This is a genomic window from Mesorhizobium intechi (genome assembly GCF_002879535.1).
GTDB lineage: Bacteria > Pseudomonadota > Alphaproteobacteria > Rhizobiales > Rhizobiaceae > Mesorhizobium > Mesorhizobium intechi.
The window spans coordinates 46,893-62,226 of the sequence record NZ_PNOT02000169.1; the positions used below are offsets into that span (position 1 = coordinate 46,893).

Consider the following 15,334-nt stretch of genomic DNA (forward strand, 5'->3'; position numbering starts at 1 on the left):
ATGAACGTTGGTGTGGCTCGTAATCCGGCTAAGCTTTGATAAGCAGGCGCATGACGGCTTGCTCGGAGACATTTGGGTATTGCGTGATGATCATCGAGTTGTTTGGACCGCCCGGTGCAGGCAAGACCACACTTCTTCGCGGCCTCTGCCAGGGGATGGCGAAACACGGCATCAACGTGAAGACAGTGAACGGCTACCGCCTGATTGAATATGGGTCGGCCCAGGACGATGGTCCGGAAGTTCGCCATGGCATTGGGCGCATTGGCAAAAAGATTGCCACCTCCGGCCCGGTCTTGCTGTCGACCCTGCCGAAGGATGGTGTCGCGGCGCGGCTTCTGGCGTCAATCCCACTACGAAGCCGCACATGGTCATGGCGCATGAAGGTCGATATCGCCCTGCTGTGCGAGTCGTGGCGTCAAGCGCAGCAATCGGAAGGCTATTTTATTTTCGAGGAGGGCCTGGTCCAGGCTTTATGCGCGCTGGTTGTGCTGGCGCGAACTCCAAGCATCGACGCGGTTCGTGACTGCCTGGCGTTCATGCCGCGACCAGACCTCCTTATCCAGCTCGATGCGCCGCAGGAAACATTGCGCCGCCGTCTCATGGATCGGCATGCGCAGCAACCGCTCCTGGAGGTCCTCCTGTTTGAACTCGGCGTGGAAAGAGGCTTGAGGCAGGCCGATATCTCAAGGGAGATCGGCAAATGCTTGCGTCAGGACGGATGGCCCCTGATGCAAGTCAACGGTGCTGAACCTCACGACCTCGACAAGGTCATCGGGCAAGTCTTGAAAGAGCACGAGACCGTCCCCGGCTGACCAAGGCGACAAAAGCCAACCATTGGATTGGCTGGCGATCAAGGACTTGGTGGCGCTCTCTTCGGCGAGGCGGGTAGGCGGGTCGACCATGGACCCGTACGGCGTCGCCAACGCGACCGGCCGCGCGGTCATCGCAATCATGTCGTATCGCGTTGGTCGAGCACTTCAAGCATGGTGGTCAACATGCTTCCGACTTCTTCCGAGATTTCCTCGGGGCGAATTCCCGCCTTGATGGCGTCCGCCGTCACCTGGTCGGCGAGTTTTGCCGCAAGGGTCGGATCGGATTGCGAATAGGGTGGCACATTATCCTCCACCCATTTCTGTAGAAATTCGATGCCCCGAGCGCTCATGGCGGATTAATGCGGGTTGGAGCGATTTCGTTCCGCCGAGATATGTTCAAGAAAACGTCAGACCCTGGTGATCCGGGTCTGACGTTCCCCAAGGCTCACGCTACGATGAACGACGACGCATTCAAAGACAGATGCGGAGAAAGAGTGGCGAACTGGATCTGATGCGCGCCACCCACGCCATCGCTGTCGAAAGACAGGGCGCCGGTCGAACTGTTGTAGATGATGTGGTCGCCGCTGTCGTGCGCACCCCTGCCCTCGTGGAATGCCGAGGTTGGAAGGGCGCCCGCTTGAAGGCCCGTGAACACGCTGTGGTCGAGCACGATCTTGTCCTGAGCCACGTTAAAATCGGTGATCTTGTCGACATTGCCGGTCTTGAGGGCGGCATTGAAGAAAAAGAAGTCCTTGCCCCCATTTCCCGTCAGCACGTCTTTCCCGCCACCGCCGTTGATGACGTTGCTGCCGGCGTTGCCGTCTATGGTTTGGGAGAACTCGTTTCCCTTGAGGTTCATGGTCGTAGTGCCGGACCTGCTCGTGATGGCGAGGTGCTCGATCTCCGAGCCGGCCGTCAGCGCGTAACTCACCGATGCCAGCACAGTATCGTTGCCGCCGCCCAACAGTTCCACCACCTTGTCGCCGACGTTGTTGACATAGTAGGTGTCATTGTAGCCGCCACCGATCATCGTGTCGGCGCCGGTGGTGCCGTGAAGCACATCCGCGCCGCCCGTGCCGTAGAAAGTGTGATCGCTGCTCGAAGGCACGGGACTGGGCGGGGGCACCGTGCTGGTGGGCGGAGTCGTTTCACCGGTCGAAGGCACGCTGGTGGTGCTCAGATTGTGCTGAAGGAAGAGGGCCTGCAGCGCCGGCGAGTCGCCAAGCGCGGTGTCACCCTGTTGAGAGCCCCACGCATAGGCGTAGTCGAAGGCGGGCGATGGCGCTACCTTGGCCCAGTGGTCCAGCATGGTCTGCTCCTGGGCGACGCTGGGAAGAACATATTGGCCGCCCGTATCGGTGGTGAAATTGCCGCCGCCGAACGTCTGGTAAACCGGAACGATCTGGCTGAGCGGCACGCCCGAGGCGACCGCCGCGGCCACGGTCCTGTCGATCATGTTGTAGTCGACCGTGCTCGTGCCGGTACGCACCGGGTAGGGATCCACGCCGTAATAGTCGATATGCGTGTTGGCGGGATTGAAGGTGTTTGAAAAATCGGGATTAGCCGAAGACCCCATGTTCATCATGGTGATGAAGGTCTTGGCGCCGGGCAGGTGGGTATGGATCCAGTCGGATTCCGCCTTCAGATTGTCGGCCGTGGCAAAGGTTCCCCATTTGCCCGTGGGATCGGGCTCGTCGACGAGGAAGAAGCCGAACACCTTCGGATTGCCGATAAAGGGCGTCACTTTGTCAATGAATGACGAGGTTGCGCCATTGGCTTCATTGAGCCAGACCAGACCTTTCGTGCCAGCCGGCAAGGCGTTGAGTTCGTCCACGGATGAAACGTCGACAAGATTGAACCCGGCGGTTGCGACCTCGGAGGCCGACCCACCCGAGGCATAGTGGAGGGTTGTCATGCAAATATCCTTCGTCCGATTCGGTGGCGCCCCATGCCTGCCTATTGGAAAGGATATATTAGGGCCAAATCAAATACCGGCGCCCATTGATAGAATCGTTGATCATGGCAAGGAAAGCCTATGCGACCGGAAGGCTGCCCTGGTCCTGGTACTTGTTGATTGTTTAGGGATATTTCAGCGCGGCGACGCAGGATCGGGCTGTTCTCGTTACAGCCGCAGCGCCAGCCGATTTGTTGTGGATCCGTCAGCAAGACACACGAGCGTCGTGTCTCGATTCAGCCTCCGGATGCGCGAATCACCACTATGCGCCGCTCACCGCAAAGGCTCTCTCTATCAGCGGACGGTTGTGGCTGAGATAAGGTTCGACGAGCATGTCCAGGTGCCCGCCGACGATCGGAACTATGTTCAGGCCGGTGACGAATGCGCTCCAGCCAAGGTCCGACGGAACGCCTGTGCGCCTGCATCGAAACAGGGTGGCGGTAATCGGCAATGTGGGCTTCGGTTGCGCGAGCCACTGGCCAAATGCGCGCATTCGCAGGACTTCTTCGAGCTCAAGGCGCAAGATGAATCGTGTTCTGGCGAAGCTCCTCCATTTCAGCCAGTCGATCCCCCTCGCAAGCACAGCCTCGGCGCCAAATTGGGCAAACAGTTTTGCCAGGGCCCGCAAAATCATGCGATCCACCGTCACTCGATGCGTGCGGATGCGCTGGGCGGTGCGTGCCAGTCTTTCACGATAGTTGTGCTGTCCAGGCCCGATATTGGTGTCGAGGATTCCCAGGAACGTGACCGACCGACCGGCGGCAACAAGTTTGGCGGCAACCTCGAAGGCGACGCCGCCGCCAAGCGAATAGCCGATCAGCTTCACATTGCCATCGGGCTGGGCCTGGCTGATCTGGTCGACAACCGCATCCACCATCCTCGGTATCGTGCCATGTCCCTTCAGCAGATCGTTCAGATCCCCGTAGCGTACGGCAACAACCCTGGCGACATTGCCGATCTCGGCACCGAAGGCCGCCAGACTCGGACCGTAGCCGATCGATCCGGGCACGATGAACAAAACGGGTCTCGGGTCGGAAGCCTCGACAAGCGAGCTGCTTGTGACTTGCCCTGGAGACGCTGCCCGGACGACATCGGCAAAACTCATCCCGACCGTGAACGCGTCCAGGTTGAGTTCCCGCCCCAGGGCGGTCTCCAGTTCCATGACGAATTGCAGCAATTTCAATGAATCGCCGCCGGCATCGTCCCAGCGGCTGCCAACTGCCCTTTTACCCGGGAGAATCCTCTCCCATACGGCCGCCGCGGTGCCTTCGATATCAAGCGGGTTTGCCGTCTCCCGGGCCATGGGCGTGTTCTGGGCGTCTTGCGGGTTCAGTGCGCGATCCAGTTCCCGCAGCTTGACACCGTCGACCTTGCCGCCTTTGAGCCGCGGTATCTCGGCAACACTGTGCAGGCGCGTCGGGTGAACCGCCGGCGGCAGGGCCGTCCTGATCAGGTCGCGCAATTCGGCGATGAACTCGCTTCCGCCAGGTCCGGCGGGGACGGCGAAGGCCACCAGTTCGTTCGAGTCCGTCACCACCGCAACGGCATCATCCACCTGAGGCGCCCGGCGCAGGACGAGTTCCAGTTCGGCAGGTTCGACCCGCCTTCCGTTTATTTTGATCTGGCGTCCCTTTCGTCCGACGATCCACATCATTCCCGTGTCGTCGACCTTGACCAGATCACCCGTTGCGAAGGTTCGAAGCAGGGGATTGCCGGAGTTCGCCTGAAGAGGGACGTTTTCCCCATCCGCCCAGTAGCCAAGCGTGGTGTAGTTGCTTCTGATCAGCAACTCTCCTTCATCGCCCGCGGCGACCTCGCATGCATTGTCATCCACGATGGCGTATTCGATGCCGGGCAGCACGAAGCCAACCGGGACCGTTGCGCCGCGTTCCTGATAGCCCTTCGGCAAGAACCATTGCGTGCCCGTCGTTTCCGTGGACGAATAGCTGATCTGGACAAGGCAGGACTCGGGAACGCTGGCGCGCAGCCGATCGATATCGGACCACAGAATCTTTTCTCCGCCGACCCGCACGATCCGCAAGGAAGAGAATGTGTTGGGCGCAGAACCATTCATCAACACACGCAGCAGCGCCGGCACGAGATAGACGACAGTCACCTGCCATTTCTCGAAATTGTCGCGAGCGGCGCGAATACCGGCGCTCTCTATATCCGAGAGGTACAATGTGGCGCCGCACAGCATCGGGGTCATCATTTCGCGGCATCCCGCGATCGTCGCCGGCCCGGTCAGCGGCATGAACACGTCGTCGGGGCCGAAATGGCAGGCATCCACGTATTGTTGAACGCGTTGGAGGATCGCCCGCTGGCTGTTCACGACGCCTTTCGGCGCCCCGGTGCTGCCTGACGTGTACAGAACGATTGCCGGAGCATCGACCGGCACTTCGGACGGCAACGCCGATAGGCCGCCACCCGGCGTTGCGGCCGTGCAACTTGCCGCGTCGATCCATTCAACCGATGGGGCATCCGGCCAGCCTGCCGGCTTGCCCGGCCCTGGCTTGATGATCGCGGCCAGCCGCGCGCTGGTGGAGATTGCCGCGAGGCGCTGAAATGGATCCCGGGGGTTCAATGGCACGGCGGGCCTGCCGGCCCGCATGGCGGCGAGCATGGCCACCGGATACCAGAGGGTATTTCCGACTAGAATCCCCACCGCCTTGCCTGGTGGGGTCGAGCCGGCAATTGCACCCGCCAGGTTTTGGACTGCGTTGAGCAGTTCCGAAAAGCTGAGGCACGTAGAGCCGTCACTGATCGCGATCTTGTCCGGGTATCTTTCGACGACCCGCTCCAGATGAGAGAACGCCGATTTTTCGGAGAAGTCTTCGCCCATCCGCGGGAACGCACGGGTGGTTGGTCCATCCATGTCCAGAGGGCGGGTGGAGGCCTGTTTCCATGTGAAGCCGTCTGGAGGGCTGGTGTTGCGAGTTATCACAACATCTTGATCCGTTGTCGGTCCGCCAACGGATGGCAAGGCACGTCGAAAACGGCTTTCTAAACGCGGGTAGCCCGACGTCTCCAACACAGCCCCCTTGTCTTGCTGATTGGCTTTGCCGTGTCGTACGCGACCATGCCGGCCATGGCATCGTTAGAACGAATGAGTACCCGCTCAACTCATCGACCCGACAGCGGTCGCCACGGCATCGCCGCATCGCCCAATTCCTTGCTTCATTCAAACAGACGAGGACAACGCGCAAGCCTGCTCCTAGCGTGAGGCTGGGTGTTGTGCGTACTGGGGCGATGAAGCCGGGCCGTGAACAGATCACAGGGCCAACGGCTTTGCGCGGTTGGGATTCTGCCGGCATCCAGGAGGGACAGGATGAGTCCACATCTGGTTTGCATAGGAGGCGAGGATCACCGGCTTAGAATTCCGTTCCTCCTGGCGCTGCGCGAAAGGGGCTTTCGGGTCACCGCCGTCTCGAGCGATGTAGGAGACGCCTTTTCACCTCACGGCATTCCACATCGCCGCTTTGGGTTCGACCGCTTTGCCAGTGGCGGTGGAGAATGGGGCGCTATCGGCGCGATCCGCAAATTAATGTCCGATTTGCGTCCCGACATTGTTCAGAGTTTCGACACCAAGCCCAACCTCCTGACGCCTCTGGCCGTGCGCGGGCAGGTTCCGGTCATTCGCACCATCAATGGGCTTGGTTGGACATTCTCGTCGCGGGAACCGCGGGCGCTGGCGCTGCGTCCGGTCTTTTGTGGCCTTCAGGGGCTGGCGTCACTTTGGACAGCCATGACGGTCTTCCAGAACCGTGACGATCAGGCCTTTTTCGACCGCTATCGGCTGGTGGGTCGCGGCAAAGGGCGACTGATCCGGAGTTCTGGCATCGACCCAAATGCATTCTCGACGGCAAGGTACCGTGGCCCTTCGGCCGCCGCCATGCGCGAGCAGCTTGGGCTTCAATCGGCCGAGGTCATAATCTTTGTCGGTCGGCTGACTCGCCAGAAAGGGATTCCGACCCTGATCAAGGCGGTTCCCCGCGTCCTCTCCGAGAGGCCCAATGCGCGTTTCGTGCTGGTTGGTCCGCAGGACTCTGAAGGCCCGTTCGCGGTCAGCAGGTCCGATATCGAGCAATATGCTCCTTACGTCGTCGCCTTGGGGCCAAGGCGGGACGTTCCAGCTCTCCTTGGCATGGCGGATCTGTTCGCGTTTCCAACACAGTATCGCGAGGGTGTTCCGCGGGTCCTACTGGAAGCGGGATTGTCCGGATTGCCAATCGTCGCCTCGAGGATGCCCGGCTGCAACGACGTGGTTGAAGATGGCTGGAATGGCTACCTTGTCGCGCCGCGCGATGCCGATGGCCTGGCGTCAAGAATAGTCGATCTTCTGTCCGACCGCGCCCGTGGCAAGATCATGGGCAGCCGTTCCGTCGGCCTCGTGCGGGAACGCTTTTCCCTGTCGTGGGTCGTCGACCAGTACTGCGATCTGTACAAGACGGTCCTCGGTTGGAAATACCGCGGCAGTCTTGCTCGGCCCGCGCCCGTGATCTTGCGGGAAGAGGGTGCGCGGGCCCCCCGACTGGGTGAGGCGCGGCAATGATCCGTGATGTGATCCTGGCCTTCGGCATCACAATGTCCTACGCGGTGCAGCTCAGCATCCCCGGGCTGCCGTTCGGCTACAGCGAACTGTTCCTCACGCTCTGGATATTGCTGTCGATCACCCGCATCCTTGCCGGCGGCCGACTGGAGGTTACGCCGGCCCTCACCAAACTTGCCTGTTTCTGGGTGATCCTGACGCTTGCCCTGGGCGTGGGTTCCATCATCGGCTTTATGACGACCACGCTGTTCCTTGATCCGTTGTTGCATGACACGATGGCGTATGTGCTGTTGGTCTGCGTTACCTGCCTGGCTGCCGCGGAACCCAACGCAGCTTCGCGTTTACGCCGCATCGCCTGGTGGATGATCGCTGTCGCGAATGCAGGCTTTGTCGTTCAGGTGGGGCTTGGTTTCGGCTGGATCCATCAGTCTGGCGTCCACCCCTGGTTCTGGGACCGCTTCTGCGGTTGGTCTGACAATCCGAACCAGCTTGCGCTCTACTGCGCGCTCCTCGGCCCCCTGGCCCTGCATCTTGCCACAACCACCAGCAATCCATGGGGAAGATGGCTCGGGCTGTCCAGCCTGATCCTCACCGTCTACGTCGGTAGGCTGACAAAGAGCGATACCTATCTCTACACGACGATCCTGGCCTGCCTGATCCTTCTTGGGCTGAGGATTCGGGCATGGCTCACGAGCGACGGCGGCAAGGTCAGCCTTTCACGGCAACTGGCCCTCCTGTTCACCATCGCATTCCTTCCATTGGCAGTCTCCATCACGCCTTATGCCCTCAGCGAGGCCGCCAACGCCGAGAACTTCGCCATGAGCCTCACCAAGGACAAGGGCGGGGAAGCAACCGCGGAAACCGCGGCGCTTCGCCTCCAGCTTTGGGACGAGGCATTGGACAAGGGAGCAAGATCCGGATCGCTGGGTCTCGGACCAGGCCCGCACCTTGATCGTCCCAACACAGTCGATCAGCAGTTTCTGCCGCGCCCTTTCGAGGCCCATAGCACGATTCTCGACCTCTACACTCAGGGTGGCCTGATTTCAGTCCTGGCCTTGCTCTGGATCCTCGGCTCGGCCGGCTTGTCCGCTTGGGGTGCGAGACAGGACTCGCTCGTGGCGCTCGTGGCATCGATCGCTGTCTTCAGTGCTCCGCACCTGATCATTCGCCATCCGATCGTGTGGTTCTGTCTGACCCTCTGCCTTGTTGCCGGAACGCCGCAGGCGGTCCCCGCGATCGTTCGCCAGAGGAGATATTAGAATGTGTGGGATCGCCGGAATTCTCTTGGCGCCCGATGCAGCCAATACGAACGCGCTCAGGACGATCGGGCCGATGATGACGGCCCTTCGTCATCGGGGGCCCGATGGCGAGGCGTTCTGGATGAGCCGTGAAGCCGGGATCGCGTTCGGGCACCGGCGTCTGGCCATCGTCGACCTGTCGGAGGCTGGTCGCCAGCCGATGCACTCCGCGAGCGGCCGGTATGTCATCACCTTCAATGGCGAAATATACAATTTTCTCGATCTGCGCCGCGAACTGGAAGGGGCGGGGCACCATTTCCGCGGCACCAGCGACACGGAAGTGATGTTGTGCGCGATCGAGAGCTGGGGCCTGGAGGCGGCACTTGCGCGCTTCGCCGGCATGTTCGCTTTCGGGCTATGGGATCTGAAGAACCGGATTCTCCACCTCGCCCGCGACCGAATGGGCAAAAAGCCGCTCTATGTCGCCTCGACACGTGAAGCGCTCGTCTTCGCCTCGGAGCTGAAGGCGATCAACTGTTTCCCGGGATTCGCCCCGGAACTCGATGTCGACGCGGCGGCGACGATGCTTTCGAAAGGGTGGGTGCCGGATGACCGTTGCATCTGGCAGGGCGTGTTCAAGCTGCCGCCCGGTTCAGTCCTGTCGGTGACGGCGCAGGATTTCGCCAATGCCCGTGGCGCCGGCTCGCTTGCGCATCGCATTCGCCGCTGGTGGTCGCTGGCCGATGTCGCCTGCAAGGCGCAGCGGGATCCGATCGCCGGCAGCGACGAGGACCTTACGACCGAACTCGACGGCCTGCTTCGCCTTGCCGTCAAAGAACGAATGGTTGCCGATGTGCCGCTTGGCGCCTTTCTGTCGGGTGGAATTGACAGCTCGACGGTCGTCGCCCTGATGCAGGCGCAGTCCCCGAAGCCCGTTCGCACGTTCACCATAGCGTTCGGCGAGAGCGGGTTCGACGAGGCTCCTCATGCGGCCGAGGTTGCGCGGCATCTGGGCACCGACCATACGGAACTTCATCTTTCACCGGCCGCGGCGCTCGAGGTCGTTCCGGAACTTCCAAGGATCTGGGACGAGCCGTTCGCCGACGAGTCTCAGATACCGACGCTGCTGGTGTCGCGCCTCGCCCGGCGACACGTCACCGTGGCTCTGTCGGGCGATGGCGGCGACGAGTGCTTCGCAGGCTATTCTCGACACTTCCTGGCAACCCGCCTCAAAAGGCAGCATGAGCTGCCATCATCATTTCGGCGGATGTTGGCGGCGGGGGCAGGATTACTGGCCCAGGCCTCCCAGAAGGACATCTTCGGCAGCCTGCCGCTTTCGGCGACCATGCGGCACGGATTGCGCGGTGACCGGTTGAACCGCCTCGCCCGCCTGTTCGCGGCGGCAGATGAGGACCAACTGCTTCAGCGGCTGACGGAATCTTCGACCAACAAGCTTCTTCATCACAAGCCGGCGGCATCCAATGCCAGCGCGCCAGGGCTCGACGACCTGCTGTCGCGCCTCCTGTTCGACGACATGACCGGCTATCTCCCCGGCGACATCCTGGTGAAGCTCGACCGCGCCACCATGGCCAACAGCCTCGAGGGGCGATGCCCGATCCTGGACCATCGCGTCGTTGAATTCGCGTGGCGCCTGCCAGCCGATGCCAAGGTTCGAAGTGGCAAGGGCAAATGGATACTGCGCCAACTCCTCGATCGTTATGTGCCGCGCCGACTGGTCGATCGTCCCAAGCAGGGTTTCGACGTTCCGGTCGGAGCCTGGCTGAGAGGGCCCCTGCGCGACTGGGCAACGGACATCATCGCCACGACACGCCTGTCCGCAGACGGGGTCATCGACTGTGCGAAGGTCGACGCATGCTGGCGCGATCATCTGCGTGGAAACCACGATCATTTCCGTGACTTGTGGCCGCTGCTGATGTTCCAGGCATGGCGCAACGAAGCCATGCGGCCATCGGCGCCGGCAACGCGCGCTTCTTACGATATCGAACTGACAGGGGATTGAAATGGAAGGTTCCATAGCCAGCCGCGCCAGGCTTCCTCGTGCTACGCAGATGGCCGTCGCTACGGTTGACACCAATCTGCGGATGAGGCGACCGCCGCGCGAGCCCATGCAACCGCCGTCTCCCTTCCGCCAGCTCGTCGTCACCCTGGCGACGGGAAAATGGCTCTTGCTTGCCGTAGCCCTTCTGGGCGGCATACTGGCCGGCCTCGCGGGCCTTGCTCGTCCGGTGCTGTTCGAGGCGACGACTCAGATCATCATCGACGCCCCGAGCACCGGCACTTCGAACGCTACGGCGACCGCTCAGGACTCGCTGGATTCGAGCATTGATGACCATCTGACGATGCTCTCGTCGCAAGCCCACCTGCGTCGAGTTCTGACGGCACTGCGTCAACCGGAAGCGGCCGATGCCGCAGGAAAAAGCGGCATCAGTGCCGTCCCGCCCACCTCAGGCTCGTTCATGAGCGATCTGCTGAGCCGGGTCGGGTCGAAGGATAAGCCGGCGGCGGATAATCAGGGGGCTGCGGATGCCGCCGCGCTGAAGGCGCTGCGGAGCGGGATGAGGGTCGGACAAGAGCTGCGCTCGCGCGTCATCACCATCGGCTTCACCGATACCAGTCCGGCGCGTGCCGCGCTTGTCGCGAACACGTTCGCTCAGGTGTATATCGAGGATCTCGTACAGAAGCGGCGTGCATCGGATCAGCACGAACTGGAATCGCTGATCGCCAACCTGCCGCAAGTACAAAGGGACCTGGTCGACGCGACCGATCGGCTGGAGACGTACCGGCTGACGCATGGCGCCGTTGATCAAAGCGCGGCCAACAACGCAGCCAATGAGACAGCGGAGCTTGGCCGACAGATTTTCTTGTCGAAAGCCAATCTTTCCGCCTCGGAATCGCGCCTTCGCCATATCGAGGACCTGCGAAAGGCGGGTGCCCCTGCATCGGCGATTGCTGAAGAAATCCGATCGCCTGTGTTGGCCGACCTCTTGGCACGTCAGTCGGGCGCCGCCGCGGACGGCGATCTGGTCACGGCGATCAACCGTGAGATAGAGCAGGGCATCGCGCGCATCGCCGCCGAGGCAAACGTCTACCGCGCCCAGGTTGCGGCTCTCGAGGACCGCAAGAGGGAGCTGGACGCGGCCGTGGCCGACACTGCGAGCCAGCTTTCCGGCTTGCGTGCCCTAGAGCCGCAGGTCGCCATCGTGACACAGCACTACAACGAGCTGCTTAGCCGGCAGCAGGACCTGATACGGCGTATTGCCGCTCCCTCGCCAGGCGTAGCGGTCCTGTCGACGGCATGGCCGCCGTCAAATCCCAGTACCCTGTCGAGAATTTTCCTGATTCCACCCGGCATGATCGTATTTGGTCTGATGGCGGCGGTCTTCGTGCTGGTCCGTCACATGTTCAACCAGACCTTGCGCAGCGAAGCTGAAGCCGAAGCCGAGCTTGGTATCCCGTGCGTAGGACTGCTTCCCAAGGTTTCGGGACTTCATGCCAGACAACTGCGGCATCTGGTTCTGGGCCAGCAGAACTCGCCATTCAGTCGCGCGGCGACATCCCTTCTGGTCACTGCGGCGCCAACTCAGGGAAGAGGGCAGCCGCCGCACATCGTCCTCGTGACGTCCAGCATCCTGGACGATGGCAAGACAGAGTTGGCGTGGAGCCTGGCGCTGGCCGCAACGCGATTGGGAGGAAGGGTGCTTTTCCTCGACCTCGACCGCAAGGACGCGCGCCTCACGAACGAGTTTCATGGCGAATTCGGCACCGTCAAGGCTCAAAAATCGTTTGGAGACTATGTGAGCGAACGCTGCGTGCTCAAGGATGCGATCACCAGAATGCCAGAAATCGGCATCGATCTCATGGCCGCTCCAGCACCTTCGGATGATCTGCTGACGCTTCTGTCCACGGTCGACAAATCCCAGTTCACCGAAGAACTGCTCTCGGTCTACGACGTCGTCATCATCAACGGGCCGTTGGGACTAGGCGGCCCCGAGACCAGGCTCCTGAAGCGCTGGGCCGATGCCGTGCTTTTTGCCGTTCGCTGGGCCAAGACGAGGCGCAGCATCGCCCGTGGCGTTCTGGAGTCGCTCCGGGCCGGTGGATCCGTCGCCGTTCCAGTCGGGAGCGTGCTCACCCAAGTGAACTTAAAGAGGTACGCCGGCTCCAGGCTCGAGGACAACGCCGACCTGCTGTTGGAGAGGGTTTGATGAGGATCGCGTCGGCGCTCTTCAAAGAATGCCACAAGGAACCAACCGCGTTGCAACAATCGGGCTTGCCCCAGAATGATAATTGAATTTTTCGGACCGCCGGGATCCGGCAAAACAACGTTGGCGCATGCGCTTGCTCAGCAGTTGCGCGGGAAAGGCTATCACGCCAAGGTCGCTCTCAGCTATCAGCCCAGCACCAGGGCCGGAAGCTTCGACCTTGGGATTATTCTCTTCGTCTCCAGAATAGCATCGGCGATATTCTCGACTATGGGAATATTTCTGTCGTCGATCGGGCGACTGGACGATATTTCAAGTTCGGTGTCGATGGTGAGGTTGATACCGCCAAAGAACCGAATATGGCGCGCCCGGATTTGGCGATATATCTTGCACCTTTCGCATTGCTGGGGCTCCGCGAAGCAATCGCCCGAAATTGTGATATTCGATCAAGGATACGTTCAAGCGATTGGATCGCTGGCGATGTTCAATGGGGGCACCGACCGCGAAGCGCTCGAAAAGGCGCTCAATCTCGCGCCGCCTGCCGATCTCACCGTAAGGCTGGTGGTGCCATCTGCGGTCGTGGAAAGTCGCCTCCGACATCGAATGAGGCACGAGCCGCCGGCGGAGCGGATTTTCGAGGCCGACTTGGACGTGAATATGAGCGCCTTTGGCGTGTTCGAATCGATAAACGATCTCCTCGCGATTTCCGGCCGAAATGTCGTTTCCGTCGAGAACGCCGACAGTCAATCAGGGCTCAAAAGTGTTTGTAAGGTCGAGAAGCAAATCATTTCCACGCTTTCACGGATGGATAAAGGATTTGCAAATCGAGACCAAAAGGAAAGCGCACCACTTGCGCATGCTGCGGCAATCGATAGTCGCGTGTCTCGAAAGTCTTCGGGCCATCCAACCGGCGCTCTTCCAATAGCAACGCCCCGGCGAAACAAGGACGTCGGCTCGCGGCTCGCGAGGGCGAGCGTCTTCGCCCTCTTGATCTATATCGGGGGTGCCGGGTTGACCAGCCTTGCACAGCTGGCCATTGCGCGCCTCATCGGGCCTCACGACTACGGGATATATGCCTACGTTCTGGCCTGGACCTCCGTGCTCGCCTATCTGGCAACGCTTGGGTTCAATGTGTCCCTGTTGCGCTTCGTGCCCGCCTATAGAGCCAACGGCAGGCTCGATCTGGCGCGAGGGGTGATAAGATTCGCCCTGCGAAGATCGCTTCTCACGGCGACGCTGTTCGGGATGGCGGGTGCTGCCCTGGCCCTCTTCTTTTCAGCGCAGGCGCAGCCGGTTCATACGCAAAGAGGACTGGAGGTAAGCATCGTGTTGGGCATGGCGGCCGTACCCTTGATCACGGCTTATGCCATTGGCGCGACGCTGGTGCGTGCTTTCGGCGGCGTCGTTTCGGCGTTGTTGCCGGAGCGCATCGTGCGAGACGGGCTGCTGCTGATACTGGTGGCGATCATGGCCGAGTCCGGATTGTGGGTGGTGCACGCGCCGCATGTGATGCTGGCGGTGCTGACAAGTTCCGCCATCACGGTAGGGCTGGTGTTCATCACCGCCAGGAAGTTTGAACCACCTGGCCTGCGGGAGGCTCAGCCAGCTTACGAACCGAGAGGATGGTGGCTCGCCGTCCCCCCGCTCATGCTCATCACTGGCCTCGATGTTTTCGTCAGTCGTGCCGGCGTGCTGGTGTTGGGCTGGACCGATCATATCCGTGAGGCCGGTATTTTCGCCCTGGCGTTGAACGTGGCGATGCTTGTGGGGCTTTCCCGCATCGCTGTCGCTACAATGTTTTCGCCAACAGCGGCCGATCTGCACGCCAGAGGCGACCATAAGGGCCTGCAGCAGCTGTTCGCGCGGGCCACCTTGCTGTCTGCGGGCGGCGCCATCGCGGTGGCCGTCCCAATGATGATGATCGCCGAGCCTTTCTTGAGCTTCTTCGGGGAGGGTTTTGCCGCGGGAGCGCCAATCGCGCGGGTGCTCATCTTGGGCTATGTTTTCGTTGCGCTGTGCGGGCCTCAGCAGAACCTGCTGGCGATGACCGGAAACGAATGGGCCGCAGCAACAACCATGATCGCCGGTGCGGCCGCCAACATCATAGCCTGTGCCGTTGGCGTCGAGATATACGGCCCAATCGGCGCGGCTGTCGGCGTCGCGCTTGCCCTGGCTATCTGGAACGTTGCCATGGCCGTCTATATCGGCAAGCGACTGAAAATCATGCCAGGTTTGGTTTCTGCTCTGCTATCGATCAAGGCGAGCGCCATAGACGCCCGACAATGGAATTGGTTCTTGAGGGCGGGCAAGTGAGGGCACTCCATCGGTCGATGCTTGTCCTTAAGGTGGATCAGTCAGGGCACGAAGGCCCCGGATGTGTTGCGAGTAGGTCCAGGCATTGCCGCGATGGCTGAAGGCGTAACGTCAGAAGCGTGGACGTTCACCGGCCTCTCAACACCCGCGCCGCCTGCCGGCTGGGCTTCATGTATTTAAGGGCGGTGTCCGTCATTTGAAGGATGCATGAGCTCCGGGCGGACGTCACGGTGTTGTGGCAAGCT

The 15,334-nt window shown here is 61.2% G+C and carries 9 protein-coding genes; 6 read left to right on the top strand and 3 right to left on the bottom strand.

Annotation, left to right across the window (positions count from 1 at the left end):
• Window positions 1-86: 86 nt before the first annotated feature.
• Entirely contained in the window at window positions 87-812 is a 726-nt protein-coding gene (locus C1D09_RS14365) for an AAA family ATPase (RefSeq protein WP_143974939.1), read from the top strand.
• Window positions 813-949: 137 nt separating this feature from the next.
• On the opposite strand, the gene C1D09_RS14370 is transcribed toward C1D09_RS14365, so the two are convergent.
• The 3 genes from C1D09_RS14370 to C1D09_RS14380 form a co-directional block, all read right to left on the bottom strand.
• Window positions 950-1,162: a DUF768 domain-containing protein gene (locus tag C1D09_RS14370; RefSeq protein ID WP_143974940.1), complete on the bottom strand. Its 213-nt coding sequence runs from the start codon at window positions 1,160-1,162 to the stop codon at window positions 950-952.
• A 95-nt stretch (window positions 1,163-1,257) separates the two neighbouring features.
• Window positions 1,258-2,646 carry a calcium-binding protein gene (locus C1D09_RS14375; protein ID WP_246135745.1) on the bottom strand — a complete coding sequence of 463 codons (1,389 nt, stop codon included), beginning with the start codon at window positions 2,644-2,646 and terminating at the stop codon, window positions 1,258-1,260.
• 382 nt (window positions 2,647-3,028) lie between these two features.
• The gene (locus tag C1D09_RS14380) at window positions 3,029-5,608 is read right to left on the bottom strand and encodes an AMP-binding protein (RefSeq protein ID WP_246135746.1); all 2,580 of its coding nucleotides are present in this window, start codon (window positions 5,606-5,608) and stop codon (window positions 3,029-3,031) included.
• Between the two features lie 486 nt (window positions 5,609-6,094).
• On the opposite strand from C1D09_RS14380, the gene C1D09_RS14385 reads away from it, so the two are divergent.
• The 5 genes from C1D09_RS14385 to C1D09_RS14405 all read left to right on the top strand — a co-directional run bounded on the left by C1D09_RS14385 (window position 6,095) and on the right by C1D09_RS14405 (window position 15,089).
• Window positions 6,095-7,318 (top strand): glycosyltransferase, encoded by a 1,224-nt coding sequence (locus C1D09_RS14385; protein WP_143974943.1) that lies wholly within the window; start codon window positions 6,095-6,097, stop codon window positions 7,316-7,318.
• Complete coding sequence (locus C1D09_RS14390; protein ID WP_143974944.1) at window positions 7,315-8,574, top strand: O-antigen ligase family protein; 1,260 nt, start codon at window positions 7,315-7,317, stop codon at window positions 8,572-8,574. Before C1D09_RS14385 ends, C1D09_RS14390 begins: the two co-directional genes overlap by 4 nt.
• A 1-nt stretch (window position 8,575) precedes the next feature.
• A complete protein-coding gene (gene asnB, locus C1D09_RS14395; RefSeq protein ID WP_143974945.1) occupies window positions 8,576-10,573 on the top strand; it encodes an asparagine synthase (glutamine-hydrolyzing) in 1,998 nt (665 codons plus the stop codon).
• A 1-nt stretch (window position 10,574) separates the two neighbouring features.
• Entirely contained in the window at window positions 10,575-12,779 is a 2,205-nt protein-coding gene (locus tag C1D09_RS14400; RefSeq protein ID WP_143974946.1) for a GumC family protein, read from the top strand.
• 75 nt (window positions 12,780-12,854) lie between these two features.
• Window positions 12,855-15,089 carry an oligosaccharide flippase family protein gene (locus C1D09_RS14405; RefSeq protein ID WP_143974947.1) on the top strand — a complete coding sequence of 745 codons (2,235 nt, stop codon included), beginning with the start codon at window positions 12,855-12,857 and terminating at the stop codon, window positions 15,087-15,089.
• Window positions 15,090-15,334: the final 245 nt, after the last annotated feature.